The organism is Corynebacterium lipophilum (assembly GCF_024102595.1).
Lineage (GTDB): Bacteria > Actinomycetota > Actinomycetes > Mycobacteriales > Mycobacteriaceae > Corynebacterium > Corynebacterium pseudogenitalium.
This window is the reverse complement of sequence record NZ_JAEUWV010000003.1, coordinates 21,505-36,646: the sequence shown is the minus strand read 5'-3', so window position 1 is coordinate 36,646 and position 15,142 is coordinate 21,505. Positions and strand designations below refer to the sequence as shown.

General features: G+C 59.3%; 14 protein-coding genes. 7 read left to right on the top strand and 7 right to left on the bottom strand.

Annotation, left to right across the window (positions count from 1 at the left end):
- Nucleotide 1: 1 nt before the first annotated feature.
- Complete coding sequence (locus JMN37_RS03535) at nt 2–463, bottom strand: hypothetical protein (RefSeq protein WP_070976259.1); 462 nt, start codon at nt 461–463, stop codon at nt 2–4.
- 124 nt (nt 464–587) lie between these two features.
- On the opposite strand from JMN37_RS03535, the gene JMN37_RS03530 reads away from it, so the two are divergent.
- Both JMN37_RS03530 and JMN37_RS03525 read left to right on the top strand, forming a co-directional pair.
- On the top strand, nt 588–1,796 hold the full coding sequence (locus tag JMN37_RS03530; protein WP_252931051.1) for an MFS transporter: 1,209 nt from the start codon (nt 588–590) through the stop codon (nt 1,794–1,796).
- Between the two features lie 9 nt (nt 1,797–1,805).
- Complete coding sequence (locus tag JMN37_RS03525; RefSeq protein ID WP_252931050.1) at nt 1,806–2,618, top strand: nucleoside hydrolase; 813 nt, start codon at nt 1,806–1,808, stop codon at nt 2,616–2,618.
- 61 nt (nt 2,619–2,679) lie between these two features.
- On the opposite strand, the gene JMN37_RS03520 is transcribed toward JMN37_RS03525, so the two are convergent.
- From JMN37_RS03520 to JMN37_RS03495, 6 genes are all read right to left on the bottom strand, one after another.
- Complete coding sequence (locus JMN37_RS03520; protein ID WP_070976264.1) at nt 2,680–3,678, bottom strand: L-lactate dehydrogenase; 999 nt, start codon at nt 3,676–3,678, stop codon at nt 2,680–2,682.
- Between the two features lie 142 nt (nt 3,679–3,820).
- Nucleotides 3,821–4,735 carry a NaeI family type II restriction endonuclease gene (locus tag JMN37_RS03515; protein ID WP_070479467.1) on the bottom strand — a complete coding sequence of 305 codons (915 nt, stop codon included), beginning with the start codon at nt 4,733–4,735 and terminating at the stop codon, nt 3,821–3,823.
- A 9-nt stretch (nt 4,736–4,744) separates the two neighbouring features.
- Nucleotides 4,745–5,794, bottom strand: a complete 1,050-nt coding sequence (locus JMN37_RS03510) for a DNA cytosine methyltransferase (RefSeq protein ID WP_252931049.1) — start codon at nt 5,792–5,794, stop codon at nt 4,745–4,747.
- Nucleotides 5,795–5,882: 88 nt separating this feature from the next.
- Nucleotides 5,883–7,265, bottom strand: a complete 1,383-nt coding sequence (locus JMN37_RS03505) for an amino acid permease (protein ID WP_252931048.1) — start codon at nt 7,263–7,265, stop codon at nt 5,883–5,885.
- A gap of 84 nt (nt 7,266–7,349) precedes the next feature.
- Nucleotides 7,350–8,234, bottom strand: coding sequence for a trypsin-like serine protease (locus tag JMN37_RS03500; RefSeq protein ID WP_252931047.1), 885 nt, complete (start codon nt 8,232–8,234; stop codon nt 7,350–7,352).
- Nucleotides 8,235–8,249: 15 nt separating this feature from the next.
- A complete protein-coding gene (locus tag JMN37_RS03495; protein WP_252931046.1) occupies nt 8,250–9,221 on the bottom strand; it encodes a DUF418 domain-containing protein in 972 nt (323 codons plus the stop codon).
- A gap of 113 nt (nt 9,222–9,334) precedes the next feature.
- On the opposite strand from JMN37_RS03495, the gene JMN37_RS03490 reads away from it, so the two are divergent.
- From JMN37_RS03490 to JMN37_RS03470, 5 genes are all read left to right on the top strand, one after another.
- The gene (locus JMN37_RS03490; protein WP_252931045.1) at nt 9,335–10,018 is read left to right on the top strand and encodes a response regulator transcription factor; all 684 of its coding nucleotides are present in this window, start codon (nt 9,335–9,337) and stop codon (nt 10,016–10,018) included.
- The gene (locus JMN37_RS03485; RefSeq protein ID WP_252931043.1) at nt 10,015–11,157 is read left to right on the top strand and encodes a HAMP domain-containing sensor histidine kinase; all 1,143 of its coding nucleotides are present in this window, start codon (nt 10,015–10,017) and stop codon (nt 11,155–11,157) included. The genes JMN37_RS03490 and JMN37_RS03485 overlap by 4 nt, the downstream gene beginning before the upstream one ends.
- Nucleotides 11,154–13,289: a DEAD/DEAH box helicase gene (locus JMN37_RS03480; protein ID WP_070976269.1), complete on the top strand. Its 2,136-nt coding sequence runs from the start codon at nt 11,154–11,156 to the stop codon at nt 13,287–13,289. The genes JMN37_RS03485 and JMN37_RS03480 overlap by 4 nt, the downstream gene beginning before the upstream one ends.
- A gap of 89 nt (nt 13,290–13,378) precedes the next feature.
- The gene (locus JMN37_RS03475) at nt 13,379–14,197 is read left to right on the top strand and encodes a trypsin-like serine protease (protein ID WP_070362655.1); all 819 of its coding nucleotides are present in this window, start codon (nt 13,379–13,381) and stop codon (nt 14,195–14,197) included.
- 39 nt (nt 14,198–14,236) lie between these two features.
- Nucleotides 14,237–15,139, top strand: coding sequence for a trypsin-like serine protease (locus tag JMN37_RS03470; RefSeq protein WP_252931042.1), 903 nt, complete (start codon nt 14,237–14,239; stop codon nt 15,137–15,139).
- The last annotated feature ends 3 nt before the right edge of the window (nt 15,140–15,142 follow it).

The following is a 15,142-nucleotide window of genomic DNA, read 5'->3' as shown; positions in this document are numbered from 1 at the left end:
GTTACGCTACGTTCAGTCCGGCGAACAGGGATGAAGGAGAGCGGACGGGATCGAAGTGGCCGTCGACTAGCCAGACATACGTTGCCGCGTATGGATGTGGCAGTAGATGAAGCATGTCCTCCGTTGCGTCGGGGTAGAGCGCACGCATCCAGCCCTCAGCTACCGCGGGGTTGACCGGCGCACCCGACTGGACGGTGAATCGTGCTTCGATGATGTACGCGGGCCGCGCAGACGCTCCGTAACCTTGCACCATCGCCTGAGCCCGCGGGCCGACTCTCCGCCGCGTAAGCGCAAGGTTGATGTGTTGCTTGTCTATGACTCGCGGCAATGCGATGACCGGCGGGCGCCACGAGCCAGTTGGTCGTGCAAGAGAGCGAGGGTGCTTGACTGTGGCGCTGAGGGCTTGGACGGTGTCGTCAAAGCGATGAATAATTTCTTGAGCAATCGTTGATTCGTAGAACATGCTTCGAAGCGTACGAGAGCAGCTAGACACGAAGTGGCCAAATCACCCATAGATTCGAACAACCGTGCTAATGTTATTGCGTAATGGGACGCGAACGCGAAGAAAGACTAGTGTTGTCGCTGGTATGACGGAACAAACATATAAGGGCGGCGCGTCACCAAAGCTGCCTTCAGTGATATGGGTGCTGTGCACCGCAGCGTTTATCATTGCGCTCGGCTACGGGTTCATCGCCCCGGTGTTGCCACAGTTCGCCGCCAGCTTCAACGTGTCCATGGCGGCCGCTGCAGCGGTGATCTCCGCGTTTGCGGCAGCTCGCTTGCTTGGTGCGCCAGGCGCTGGCGCTCTGGTGGATAAGCTCGGATCGCGGCCGGTGTACCTCACCGGGCTGAGCATTGTTGCGACTGCAACCTTTGCCGTGGCGTTTGCTCAGGCGTACTGGCATATTTTGGCGTTGCGCTTTATCGCTGGCTTTGGATCCACGATGTTTACGCTCTCAGCACAGGCCTTCATCGTTCGCGTGATTCCTCCTGGCATCCGTGGGCGAGCGAATGCACTTTATGCATCGTCATTCTTGCTTGGCAACATCTTCGGGCCAATCATCGGCGCTGGCCTCAGTTTCCTTGGATACCGAATTCCGTTCGCAGTCTACGGTGTTGGTGTCGCTCTTGCGGCAACTATCGTGTGGGTTGCTACGTCTCGGCAACACAAGCCAGAGGCGCCGAAAATACAGCGGCCGCCAATGCCACTGCGCCGAGCCTGGAAGCAACCCACGTACCGTGCGTTGCTCGCCGTCGCCTTTACAAATGGTTTTGTGAACTTCGGTGCGCGCGTTTCGGTCCTTCCGCTGTTCGCTGCGGCGATATTTGCAAATGGTGGCGCGGCATCCGGACTTGCGTTGACTGCGTTCGCGCTGGGCACGGGCGTCACGCTGCAGTTTTCTGGTCGGCTGGCTGACCGAATCGGACGTCGTCCTTGCATTCTCGCAGGTCTTGCGGTCTCGGCAATATTCACGGGCACACTCGGACTCGCCACGACAGTGTGGGTGCTGTTGCTGGTCTCAGTGTGCGCGGGTGTTGGCGGTGGGCTGATGAGTCCTGCCTCGCAGGCGACGTTAGCTGACATCATCGGCAATGACCGCTCGGGTGGCAAGGTAATTTCTACCTATCAGATGGTGCAGGACTCCGGCCAGATTGCGGCACCGATTGCGATCGGCTTTCTGGCGGAGGTGTTCGGCTTTGCTATCGCGTTTGGCGCCTGCGGAGTAGTTGCTCTGGTCGCTCTATTGCTCTGGGCAATGTACGGTAAGGAATCTCTGCACAGGTCCACTGCGTAAAGGAGCACGGTGCGAATTATTATTGACTGCGCCCCGGGGGTCGAAGACACGCTTGCGTTGGCATATGTCGTGGCTGCGCACCATCGCGGGCGAGCTGAATTGGAGTGCGTGACAACCTCAAGCGGTAGCGTCTCAGCTGCACAGTGTGCCCAGCATGCTGCGTGGGTGTTGGCACGCTGTGGCCTGCCCGCTGTTGCGGTCGCAGCAGGTTGTGACGCGCCAAAACATCAACCGACGCGCGATGCTGGTCTGGGCGACGCCCAAGTCCCAGAGCGGTACGTTGCGAATGACTGGGACCTGTTGTGGGCCGACGCGTGCGCGCGAGGTACACGGGACCTGTGCTTGATTTGCACGGGCCCGTTGACAAACCTCGCCGAGTTTTCACGGCGCTACCCCGAGTACTTCGACGCACTTGAGCACATCGTTGTGTCTGAATCCAGCCTTCTACTCGACCGAGAAGCCTCCGATGTGGTGTTGCAGGACACCCCGGTGGCGATCACCGTCTGTGCAGCACCGGAAACGTTGGGGCAGGTAGATGTGCAACGGTGCGCACCGCTGGCAGAAGTCGGGGCCACCGCGGTTACTGGCGTTTCGCTTCTCGCGGCCCAGGTCGCGCTAGGTGATATCCAGACTGGTGGGCAGTGTGTGACGCTCGCGCCTGCCGAGGAAGATGATGACCCGAACGCGCTGGTGCTCGACACCGCGGATGTAGACGAAGAGGACGTCGTCAAGCTTTTCGACGCCTGCTGCGCCACGTTTGACGCTCTTGCACGCGGCGATGATGCTCTGGACGTAACGAGGCACCTCCGGGCGGAGGACTAACGCAGACAAAACGCCCGCCGGGGTGTGTCCGGCGGGCGCAATCGAAGGGTATGGGAAAGGCTTATGCCTCGGTGAGGCCAGCTTCGACCATCACGCCACGAAGGGTGTTGGCGGAGTGATCGAACTTTTCCTTCTCGCTATCTTCAAGGTGCAGCTCGACAACCTCGCGGACACCGTTGCGGTTGATAACAGCCGGGGTGCCGATGTAGATGTCTTCCTGACCGTACTGGCCTTCAAGGAGAGCAGAGACTGGCAGTACGACGTCCTCGTTCATCAGGATTGCGCGGGTGATGCGGGCAAGGCCAGCACCGATACCGAAGGACGTGGAGCCCTTGGCTTCGATGATCTTGTAGGCGGCATCGCGGGTTGCGACGAACATCGCGTCGATGCGCTCGTAGATCTTCGGATCGGTTTCTGCTTCCTTCTCCAGACGACGACGTAGCGAAACGCCAGCGACGGAGCCGGATGCCACGACAGGCAGCTCGGTGTCGCCGTGCTCACCGATGATGTAGGAGTGGACAGAGCTTGCGGAAACACCGAAGTACTTGCCGAGGTTGCAGCGCCAGCGTGCGGTGTCCAGGATGGTGCCGGAACCCACGACCTGTGCGGAGGAAAGACCGGTCTGCTTCCACGTGGCGTAGGTCAGGACATCGACAGGGTTGGTTGCAACCAGGTAGATGCCGTTGAAGCCGTTGGCCATCACTTCCTTGTTGATGGACTCGAAGATCTTCACATTGCGGCCCACGAGCTCAAGGCGGGTTTCGCCGTCGCGCTGTGCAACACCTGCACAGTTGACGATGAGCGCTGCGTCGCGGCAGTCCTCGTAGGTGCCGACCGTGATCTTGGTGTTGTGGCCTGAGTACGGCATTGCGTGGTTGAGGTCCTCGACCTCACCCCACGTCTTCTTCTCGTTCAGGTCGATAATTGCGAGGTGGTCGCAAATACCCTGGTTGAGGATTGCGTATGCGAACGCGACGCCGACATCACCAGCACCAATCAAGACAATCTTGTTGCCTGGCGTGATGTTGTTCGACGGGGTAGACGGATTGGTGATAGTCATGTGATCTCTCCTGAATCCAGTAAAACTATGTTCCGCTACCCATCATTGCAGATTTTCCACCACAATGGGAATACCAATCGAAATATGTAACCAAGATAACGGAAATAGGCGGGCATAACCGGGCATTGATGGCTTTGGGGTATTAAAAGGGGAGGCGTGGCGCACGATGGAGTGAGTCGGCGCCCGTGGCGATTCGCCAAGTTTGACCTTCGATATCTACTGCAGGACCAACAAAATGCGGTTCAGCTGGAGTTACTCGTACGGCGAGGCTATCGCCATTCTTGCAAATCGGAAGGCAGAGGGCCTCTGCGATAGCTTGGTGGCGCCGGTAGTCCCCAAGGATCAAGATGCCTTCCTCCTGGAGGCGTGACCTTGATCCGCCGTTGTATCGAATGCGCTTCATTGGGTCTTTCTGCTGAGCGACAGTGTAAATGATGCCGCGCGGAATGAGCACCTGCTGGATTGAGCGAAACAACATGTCGAGGCGCTGTTGCCCAGAAGGCAATTCCATAATTTTGGCGACAGTTTCCTCATCCGCATGGAGGAGCACGTTATTCGGGTACGGGTGATCGAACCAGGCCCACGCAATTTTGTTGCGTGCTGCTGCCATGATGGTTCGCTTGCGGTCACGGTTTCCACCTGCGGTGAGGATGTCGTCGGTGATTTTGACGAAGCCTACTCGGAAAGTGGAAGTAACCTCATTTGCGTGGCAGAGCATGGCGTGGTGGCCAACTGCTTCCATCGGGATCATCCAGCCGTAGGGGTTTTTGGAGTATTTACAGTCAACTTCATGGCCGAGGATCTTGAAATCCATCTTGTCGCCGTCCGTGATAGTGCCGTCAAACCCTCGGCGAATGTTAATTTCAACCAACGATCCAATGTGGGCAAGTTCTGTCTTGCTCAGCTGCGCTGGGTCGAACCGGCCCGTGTGCTGGCCGTCATAGGCCTGGTCGAAAGTTTGTCGAAATATTCTTCCCATTGCTTCGCCGTCGGGAAACTCGTTACGGAAGAGCTCGGCGAGTTCATGGGAAAAATCGCCATCAAGGTTGTGTGTCATGGGCAGATCCTATGCGTGCGTTTGAAGCGCCAGTTGTGGGGCCACCTCGGGGGCTTTCGTTACGGCATTGCAGGAAAGTAGTGCGTCCTTGATTGCGGTTCCGATTGCAGCCGCAACCGGTGGCGGAAATGCATTGCCGACTTGGCGCCATTGGGCGGTCTTGCCACCTTGCCAATCCCAATCTTCAGGGAACCCTTGGATAACGCCGCCCATCCGCACGGTAAGGCGGGGAAGGTTGTCCGGGTCATCGACAGGGAAGTCGGGGCCTGGTGCGCTGTCTGCGATCGAAGTTCCTCGGACGCCGAGCTTCTTCCATGCTGCCTTTGCTCGAGTCGGGCCAACGTCTGGTCCGCCGTGCTTCTTTGATCCGCCAACGAGCGTCGGTGCTACCGTATCGGCTCGATCTGCCCATGCGTCCGCTCCCGGCCAGCCATTTTCTCCCATTAGGTGGCGAAGTGCGCTACCAACGGATGCGTGATGCATATTCGGGGTCGGCCATTCGAAGTACTCGGCAAACTCGTGTTTCAGGGCTACCAAAATAAACCGTGGGCGCAGTTGGGGGACACCGAAGTCTGCCGATTGAAACAGTGACCAGTAGGTGGTGTAACCCATCCGATCGAGCTCACTGACAATTTCATTGCGGTAGGAATCAAACCGCTTTTGGCCAAGGCCTCGGACGTTCTCCAGCATGACGGCTTTTGGATTGATTTCTCCTACCAGTCGTAGGGCTTGCGGGAACAGATCACGCTCGTCGTCTGCGCCGAGCTGTTTTCCCGCGATGGAAAAGGGCGGACACGGAACGCCACCTGCAAAGAGATCGACCTGATCGCGCCATACGGTGCCGTCGAAGTCATGTACATCCATTTCGTGTACTGGCCACGGATGGGGATGGTCGCAGCCGCGATTGGCTCGCAGTGTCTCTGCTGCCCAGTTGTCGATTTCCACCACGGCTAGATGCTGGAAACCTGCTTGCTCGAGCCCAAGTGCTTGGCCTCCAGCGCCAGCGCAGATCTCGATAGAGGTCAACGTGGGCTCGGAAGTAACCGTAGACAGGCGCATCGCGTCTCCTTCTGGCTAAAACTTGGAATATGTAGGCATAGGATAGCGTGCACAGCAGACAATGGATACTTTTATTCGAAATTATGTGCTACTTCATCTCGTAAGTGACGTGCGCTGCCGCAACTGCCTTTGGGCGCCCGGTGACAAAGTAGAGCACAGTCATGATTACCACGAACGCAACGCCTACGGCGAGCGCCATGTGATACTGCGGCAGCCACACCATGATGCCGAATGTGAACAAGATGAAAATGATCGCGAACCACTGCCCGTAGGGCCAGAACGGTACAGGGAAGCTCAAGGTCTCGCGCTCTGCCGCGGACATGTTGCGACGAGATGCGACGTGTGCCAGCAGGATCATCAGCCACACAAACACGGTTGCGAAGGTGGCCAGCGCTGCGATGGTCTCGAAGACGTTCGGATAGAGCGCGTTGAGCACCACGCCGATGATGAGTACGAGCAACAGGGTAATGGTCGTCATTACTGGGATGTCGCGGATGGTGCGCTTCATGATCTTCGGGGCTAGGCCTTCCTTCGCCAGGCCAGTAAGAACGCGCCCAGTGCCGAACAGGTCTGCATTAATTGCAGAAAGGGCAGCAGTGATGACCACCAAGTTGAGCAGTGCAGCGGCCCAGTTCACGCCAAGTGTGTCAAAGATCTGAACGAAGGGGCTTTCTTCACCAGTCATTGCACGCCACGGGTTGAGCATCAAGATAACCAGGATGGCGAGGACATAGAACAGAAGGATGCGCAGCGGTACGGTGTTGACGGCCTTCGGGATCGAGCGGTCCGGATCGTCTGCTTCGGTGCCGGCGACGCCGATGATCTCAGTTCCGCCGAAGGCGAAGAGTACGAGGATGAACGCTGCGATCATGCCTTCGATGCCGTTCGGGAAGAAGCCACCGTCGTTCCAGAGGTTAGAGATTCCGGTCGTCTCTGGGTCGGTACCCAAACCAAATGCGAGGATGGCAGCACCGCCGACGATCATCGCCATTACGGCGACGACCTTAATGAGCGTGAATGCGAACTCCAGCTCGCCGAACCAGCGCACGGATGCGAGGTTCGCCGCACCAATGACCAACAGAGTAGTGGTAATCCATACCCATGCTGGGGTGTCGGGGAACCAGAACTTCATATAAATGCCGATGGCAGTCAAGTCCGCAAGGCAGACGATCATCATCTCGAATGCGAACATCCACCCGGTAATGTACCCGCCCAGGCCACCAAGGTGCTCCCTGGTGTACACCGCGAACGACCCACGAACCGGGTGCTGCACACTCATCTCACCCAGGGCGCGCAACATAAAGTAGACGACGGCCCCTCCGAGCAGGTACACGAGGAGCACCGAGGGGCCGGCGGCCTGAATCGCGCCGGCGGAGCCGTAGAAGAGCCCGGTGCCGATCGCCGAGCCGAGGGCGATGAAGTGAATATGGCGGTGTGTAAGCCCCTTGGGCTTCGACGAGCGGGAAGTCATGGCAGACATCATAACGTTTAATTACGCTGCTCTGTAAATTATTCACAGGTAATTCTGTGAGTTCGGTCGCGTTTTCAGGCAGCGCTACTGCGCAGTATCAGCATCGCGCTTCCGCGAGCGTGCAACTGCGGCAACTGCCAGTGCGATAACGACGGCGGCACCGGCAGTGATGAGCATCCACGTCGGCATACCACCGTCATTTTCTGTGGCGGTCGTTTCGGCCGAGTCTTCCTTGGCGGAGATTTGCTCACGGATCCAGTCCGCCTGCGAAGCAACTGGCGCAAACGCGACCTTCGGGCTCACTCCTTCCTCAGCGGAGTCCGGGTTGTCTGGATCCATGAATAGTGATGCAGACGCGATGGCTGCGACTTTGCCTTCGCTGAAGAGCGCGCCGCCGGAATCACCGGGCTGGGTTGCTGCCCCACCTTTCATGGTGGCTTCGACGCCGTCGGTGCCGTCAAACAGAATCATCGGAGTTGGGCCGTCGACGGTAGCGTCTGCGTACGGAAGGGTGCGTCCGGCACCAGAGCCATCAGAGGACCAGCCGTAGAAAGTAGCGTCGCTGCCTGCAGCTGGGATATCGCTAGCAAGCTCAGGATAAGCATCGAGTCCGAGGTCCTCAGAGGTGTGCAGCAGCGCGATATCGCCTTTCGGGGTTGTCATCCACTTATCGACGTCATAAAACTTCTGGTTATCACCCTGGCCAGTACGCACGGACCCGCCAGCTTGTGGCAGGTGGTCCATACAATGGCGCGCAGTAATAACCCAGTGGGACGCAATTGCGGTGCCGGTGCACACGCCAGTGTCCGGGTCATCGTCCGCGGTGCGGACGGAGACTACTGCGTTGGACTCTGCCGAAGGCTCAGCGAACGTATCGGACTGCATTGCCAATGCAGGTGCTGCCGGGAGTGCTACGAGCGCGGCAGCGACGCAGGAGCTAAGAATACGAGTGGAGGTGTGTAGTTTCATGAGTTTTCCTTTTCTTTAGTGTTGGAGCGGAGGAAGATCGGTCCGGGTTGCGCGAGCCACGACCATGCGCATCGCGGCCTCGAGTGGTCCGCGGGCGTAGAAGCTGCGCCACAGCACAGCGAAGGCGAAAGCAAGTGCCAGCGTGAGTGCTGCGTATATCACCCCGCTGTGGCCGTTGGCGGTGACAACGTGTGCGCAGTACACCGTCAGGGGCATCCGGCCCATGTCACAACCGAATGGAACAAACTGTGCGAGGATGAGACACAGCGCAGTGATACCAGTCGCGACGGCGCACTCGCTGATCACTGAAATGAGTCCCCCGGTGTGCCCATTCGGATCGATCGCGGCGATGAATAGGCCAGCACCTGCCGTGTTGAGGTGCAGCCGAGCCGCAATCACCGCAGGCAACGCCGTTGCCGCGACAATGACTGCGCCCCAACGACGCCATGGGTGGTGGAGGATGACACGCCACGACACCATGCCCGCAACCATGAGTGCCGCCCACGAAAAGACCGGGTAGGGAGCACCGAAGACTGCGGCCGGTAGCGCAACAACCGTGCCGAGCGCCGTCGTTGCAGCCGAAGCAAAGAGCAACCCCGCAAGCAGCAAGCCCAAACGCGCAGTTGGCCAGTGGGGAAGCGTCGCTAAGCAGAGGTAGCAGATGCCAAAGACAAGGAGCACAACCTCGATGTCGCCAGCGAACGGCACGAGGAGCACATGCAGCACAATCAGTAGCGTCCCACGAACATAAAAGCCATGGCGACAGCGCGCGACAGCCTCGCCGCCTACCGCTTGGGCGCGCCGGGCCATCAGCTCCATCGAGATGCCAGCCAGGAACGCGAACGTTGCCGCGGGGAAGCCGTAGAGCAACTGACCCGTGACGCCAGCAGGATGGGTGAGGTGCGCGAAGATCATGGCTGCGAGTGCTACGGCTCGCGCGTAATCAATACCGTGAACTCGCAGATCCGGTGTGGAAGTCTTTGACATGCTCCTCACGCTATGCAGGGCGATGTTGCGAGAGCGTTAACATTGCGACCCCGTAAGAAGCCCCAATTAGAATCACAGCAGAATACAAGAATTCCAACGTGGAAGGGGCTGTTGTGGCTGCACCGCCGAAGATTTTGATCGTTGAGGACGAGACGCTGCTCGCCGATGCGTTAGGCAAAGCACTGCGCCGTGAGGACATGCTCGTTGATGTGCGTTACGACGGCCGCTCCGCGCTCGACCGCCTGGAATCACAACCGATAGATGTGATCGTGCTCGACCGAGATATCCCCGAGGTTCACGGCGACGACGTCTGTGCAACCGTCCGTGAGCTGTACCCAAACACGCGGGTGCTGATGCTCACGGCGTCCGCAACACTTGAGGATCGTCTCGAAGGCTTCGAGATTGGGGCGGACGACTATCTGACTAAGCCGTTCGAGCTGCCCGAGTTGCTGGCTCGCGTCAAAGCCTTGTTGCGACGAGCCGCACCCGAAATAGCCTCGACGCTCACTTGCGGCGACGTCATCCTCGATCGAGGCACTCACCAAGTCCGCCGAAGTGGCGCGTCGATTGCGTTGTCGCCGAAAGAGTTCGCGGTGCTTGAAACACTGATGCGAGCACAGGGGCACGTTATTTCCGCGGAGCAGCTCTTAGAAGAGGCATGGGACGCGAACGCGGACCCGTTCTCCAATTCGATTCGCGTCACTATCTCGCACTTGCGGCGCAAGCTGGGGCAGCCTTGGATTGTGCAAACAATGCCCGGCGCTGGCTACTACGTTGCGGAGGAGCCGTACCAATGAGGCTTTCACTTCGCGCGCGTACGTCGTGGTTGTTCGTGGCAACGGTTTTTACCGCAGGGCTGAGCCTGACCGCGGTGGTGTACCTCTACCTGCGCCTGACTCCGGTACCTGTGCAAGCTGTCATCGAGGGCGTCGGGGGCGTTCCCGGCAGTGACGGAGCATTTATTGATGGGTCCGTGCCTATCTCGCACGAGGTGCTCAATGTGATGCTTGGTGCCTCACTCGTCGCTCTGTGTGTGCTGACCGCTCTAGCCGGCGCCATCGGTTGGTTCGTTGCGGGTGCGCTGCTCAAGCCCGTACGCACCATCGCGACGACTGCACGTTTGGTCTCTGCCGGCGACCTTGACCAGCGGTTCGACTACGAAGGCCCTGCTGACGATGTCGCTGACCTCGCGCACGCACTCGATTCGATGCTGGAGTCCCTGGCACGCTCCATCGCGGCGCGCCAGCGCTTTGCTTCAAACGCATCCCATGAGCTGAAAACCCCGATCGCTACCATTCAGACCATCGCAGATGTCGCGCTACTAGACCCGAATGCGCCTGCAGAGGAGCTACGCGACGCCATCCGCGACATCCGCACCGTGAATGCGTCGTCTGCGGAGATGGTCACGTCGCTGCTGAACTTCAGCCAGGCCGAGGCCAAAGTACTCGAGGCGCGCGACATTGACATCTCAGAGCTCATTACCACTGTCGCCTCGAGCGCCGAAGGTATCGACGCCACCATCGAGCCAGACATTCACGTCCTCGGCGACGTCGTGCTATTGCGCCACGCGATCCAAAACCTCATCGAGAATGCTCGTATCCACGGCGTGGACGGGACTGTGCAGGTGCGTGTTTGCCGGACTGGATCCGGTGATGGGGCCGAAGTGGGCGTCGTCAATGATGGGGACGTGTTGGACCCTGCCACAGTCAGCCAGCTCGTAGAGCCATTTAGCAGGGCGAATGCGCGCGTTGCTGGTGCGCGTCCGGGGCACGGACTAGGGCTGGCGCTGGTTGATACGATTGCGCGTGCGCACCACGGGGAGTTGGAGCTCGAGGCGCGAAGCGCTGAAGTTGGTGGCGGACTCGTGGCGCGGATGACATTGCCAGTGGCGAATAGGAAAATCACTGCAGGGTGGCGTACTGTGGGGAAACAATGATCACTTCCGAAAACGCCACCGGCGGCGAGAAAGAGCCGGATATGAATGTGTCGGAAAATCAGGAAAACCCGCAGGATGTCGCAGCGGATGCTGCACGTGAGGACACCAGGGATGCGGGAGTTTCTGAGGAAACCGGCGCTGCGCAAGACGCAGCCAATGCCGAAACTAATGAGACTGAGCAGATTTTGAGCCTTGCCGACGTCGTCGGTGGCGACGTGGCGGACCTCGCTGGGAGCGAGGCGGACGAGGCCACAGAGGCAGACGAGACCGCTGAAGAGCCAGTGAACGGGTTCGAGAACCTGAATCTGCCTGAAGAAGTCGTGGATGCCGTGAAGAAGGTTGGCTTTGAGCAGCCATCCGCGATTCAGGCTGAAACCATTCCACTGTTGATGGAAGGCCGCGACGTTGTCGGCCTTGCGCAAACGGGTACCGGTAAGACGGCCGCGTTCGCGCTGCCGATCCTTTCGCGGATCAACCGCAAGGAGCGCTACCCGCAGGCACTGATCCTCGCGCCAACACGTGAGCTTGCGCTGCAGGTATCAGACTCCTTCCAGTCGTTTGCAGACCACCTTGGCGGGATCTCCGTGCTTCCGATTTACGGTGGCCAGGCATACGGTATCCAGTTGTCCGGTCTGCGCCGCGGTGCCCAGATCATCGTGGGTACTCCGGGCCGCGTCATCGATCACTTGGAGAAGGGTTCGTTGGACATTTCCAACCTGCGCTTCCTTGTCCTCGATGAAGCAGACGAGATGCTGAACATGGGCTTCCAGGAAGACGTGGAACGCATCTTGGAGGACACACCGGAAGAGAAGCAGGTTGCGCTGTTCTCTGCGACGATGCCGAATGCAATTCGCCGTATCTCGAAGCAGTACCTCGACAACCCGACTGAAGTCACGGTGAAGTCGAAGACGCGCACCAATACGAACATCACCCAGCGTTACCTGTTCACGGCGCACCGCAACAAGCTCGATGCGATCACCCGAATCCTTGAAGTCACTGAGTTTGAGGCAATGATTGTCTTCGTGCGTACGAAGCAGGAGACTGAGGAGCTGGCTGAGAAGCTGCGTGCCCGCGGGTTCTCCGCAGCTGCGATCAACGGTGACATCGCTCAGCAGCAGCGTGAGCGTACCGTTGATCAGCTTCGCGACGGCCGCCTTGACATCCTGGTCGCTACCGATGTCGCTGCTCGTGGTCTGGACGTCGAGCGCATCAGCCACGTGCTGAACTACGACATCCCGAATGACACCGAGTCATACGTGCACCGCATTGGCCGCACCGGGCGTGCAGGCCGCACTGGTGAGGCGATCCTTTTTGTCACTCCGCGTGAGCGTCGCATGCTGCGCTCCATTGAGCGCGTAACCAACGCGACCATCGAAGAGATGGATCTGCCGACGGTCGACGAGGTCAACGAGAGCCGCAAGACGAAGTTTATGGACTCCATCACCGAGTCGCTCGAAGCGAGCGAGGTGCAGGTGTTTAGGTCCATGGTCCGCGAATACTCCGCAGCCAACAACGTGCCGATGGACGACATCGCCGCTGCTTTGGCAACGCAGGCTTTGGCGGGTGACGAGTTCCTGATGAAGGAGCCGCCGAAGGACCGTCGCGATCGGCGGGACCGTGATCGGTGGGATCGCGACGACCGCCGTGGCCGCGGGCGTGACCGTGATGACCGTCGTGGAGGCCGCAGCCGCTTCGACCACGATTCGGAGAACTTCGACACCTACCGCCTGGATGTTGGCAAGCGCCAGCATGTTCGCCCGGGTGCAATCGTTGGTGCGCTCGCCAACGAGGGGGGCTTGAGCTCCAAGGACTTTGGTCGCATCACTATCGGTGGGGACTTCACCCTGGTTGAGCTGCCGAAGAACCTGGACAGCGCGGTCCTTGATCGTTTGACGGATACCCGTATTTCCGGTCAGCTGATCAATATTCAGCGTGATCACGGTGCACCTCCGCGCGGACGCGGCGGGCGCGGGCGCGGTGGATACGACCGCGATGATCGCCGCGGTGGCCGCGGGCGCGGGCGTGGCGGTTACGACCGCGATGATCGCCGGGGTGGCCGCGGCCGGGGACGTGGCGGTTACGACCGTGACGATCGCCGCGGTGGACGCGGGCATGACCGCAACTGGGACTAATTGCCCTTGATCCTGAGCGCACCTGCTGAGTAATGACTACTCGGCGGGTGCGTTTTTCATTGCTTGGTTGTGCAGTAGACTGCACAGGCATGAAGTTGAATCGCCGTTTGCTCACGCTGGGGTGGGCGCTTGCGCTCGGAGTGGGCGTCGTAACGAACTTGCCAACTGCGCAGGCACAGAACCTGCAGCGAGTAGAGCAGGGCGGAGCCGTGATGGTTGAAGGCGGCGGTTACTGCACCGTCGGATTTAATGAACCGTCTCGCAGGCGAAGCCTGGTTGCGGCGCACTGCGGACCGGACGGTGCGCGTGTGCGCATCGTGGACCACAACGCGAGGGTTGCTTCGCCACAGCTCGGCACCCTGTATCGCTCGAAGGCGTACGACGGCCGCCTTGGCAATGACTGGGCCGCTATCCAGTGGGACGCGCCGGTGCAGATCGGCGGCAACCGGTTCTCCGGTGACGCGTGGGTAAACCCAAACACAATCGCCGTCGGTGAGCGCGTGTGCTACTTCGGGCAAACCTCGAACCGGCCGACGGGCGCCCCCACGTGCGGTCGCTTCGGCGGAGCAGAAGGAAATACGTTCTTCGTCGAAGCGCCGATGACCCGTCCCGGCGACTCCGGTGGCCCGCTGTGGATTCCGGGCCGCGGATTTGTTGGCGTTGTTTCTTCGCAGTGGGTTGCACAAAAGGTACCGCTGCTGGGCTCGCGCGACCTGGTCGTTGGCGTGCACGCTACTGATGGGCCTCGCGTCGCTGAGTCACGCTTGTTGGGCCTGTATGCGCAGAACCTCATGATGCCGGCTTCGGGCTCGGCCGTTGGCCCGGCTGCTGATGCGGTTCGTGGCGCTGTGACGGACGGGTTCAGCGCACTCGCAGGGTTCCTACCAGGTGTAGTGAATTACAGCTAGCTCACTAGCATTCCTGCAGAACTGTGCCAGTATAGAAGTATGTTGACAAGGAAATTCATATCTTCGCTGGCCGTCGCAGCATGCTCGACTGCAGTCCTCGTGCCAAGCGCTACAGCGGCACCAATCCAGCCGACCCAGGGTGATGCTATTAGCACTGGATATAGTTCATGCACGCTAGGCTTTAACGACCACGAAGCCGGAGTCAGCTACACCGCAGCGCACTGTGGACGCGATGGCGACAGGATCTTGTTGGTCGACCGAAAAACGAGCCGTCCGTTGTCGAAAGACATTGGGACATTGCGTATTTCACCAGGCTACGACCGGCAGTACTCGAACGACTTCGCCTGGATCGAGTGGGACCGGGGCGTCACGATGGGCGAGAACATCTACTCAGGTGACATCAAAGCGGATGCCACTTCCATCAAGCGGGGTGCGAAGACGTGCTACCACGGGGAAACAGCCCATACGGGGACAAACGATGTCACGTGCGGGAAGTTCCACCGCGCTGCGCGTGGTGGAGGCGGGTTTTCTGCCACGATACGGTCACCAAAGTCAGGCGATTCCGGTGGACCGATCTGGATCGAAGAACAGGACGGGGCAAAGAAATTCGCTGGTGTCATTTCTATAGGTCCTGCGTTCGAAAACTCCACCTACACTCGGATCAATGGCATAAAGATTGACGGGAAAGACTGGCTCTGGGGAGCACCAATCGCTCAAGGAAAGGCAGTCAGCCAGTCCGAGGCGTCGGACCTGGTTTTTGGAGCTGCTGGCATAAATGAAGCCGGTCTCTATGACCGGCTGCTGTCCTCTGATAAGAGCTCGGAGCGGGACTCCTCGTCGAAGTCCGAAAGCTCCAGCGATATGACACCGGGTGAGATTGCCGCGATCGTTGTTCCGATCGTGTTGGCGTTGCTTAGCCTGGCGTCGTCGATAAAGTTCTAGTAA

Coding starts and splice junctions, on each gene's coding strand:
- JMN37_RS03500 (WP_252931047.1), bottom strand. CDS start 8,234: ATGAAACTACACACCTCCACTCGTATTCTTAGCTCCTGCGTCGCTGCC.
- JMN37_RS03510 (WP_252931049.1), bottom strand. CDS start 5,794: ATGCGCCTGTCTACGGTTACTTCCGAGCCCACGTTGACCTCTATCGAG.
- JMN37_RS03535 (WP_070976259.1), bottom strand. CDS start 463: ATGTTCTACGAATCAACGATTGCTCAAGAAATTATTCATCGCTTTGAC.
- JMN37_RS03475 (WP_070362655.1), top strand. CDS start 13,379: ATGAAGTTGAATCGCCGTTTGCTCACGCTGGGGTGGGCGCTTGCGCTC.
- JMN37_RS03480 (WP_070976269.1), top strand. CDS start 11,154: ATGATCACTTCCGAAAACGCCACCGGCGGCGAGAAAGAGCCGGATATG.
- JMN37_RS03505 (WP_252931048.1), bottom strand. CDS start 7,265: ATGACTTCCCGCTCGTCGAAGCCCAAGGGGCTTACACACCGCCATATT.
- JMN37_RS03530 (WP_252931051.1), top strand. CDS start 588: ATGACGGAACAAACATATAAGGGCGGCGCGTCACCAAAGCTGCCTTCA.
- JMN37_RS03495 (WP_252931046.1), bottom strand. CDS start 9,221: ATGTCAAAGACTTCCACACCGGATCTGCGAGTTCACGGTATTGATTAC.
- JMN37_RS03520 (WP_070976264.1), bottom strand. CDS start 3,678: ATGACTATCACCAATCCGTCTACCCCGTCGAACAACATCACGCCAGGC.
- JMN37_RS03515 (WP_070479467.1), bottom strand. CDS start 4,735: ATGACACACAACCTTGATGGCGATTTTTCCCATGAACTCGCCGAGCTC.
- JMN37_RS03470 (WP_252931042.1), top strand. CDS start 14,237: ATGTTGACAAGGAAATTCATATCTTCGCTGGCCGTCGCAGCATGCTCG.
- JMN37_RS03485 (WP_252931043.1), top strand. CDS start 10,015: ATGAGGCTTTCACTTCGCGCGCGTACGTCGTGGTTGTTCGTGGCAACG.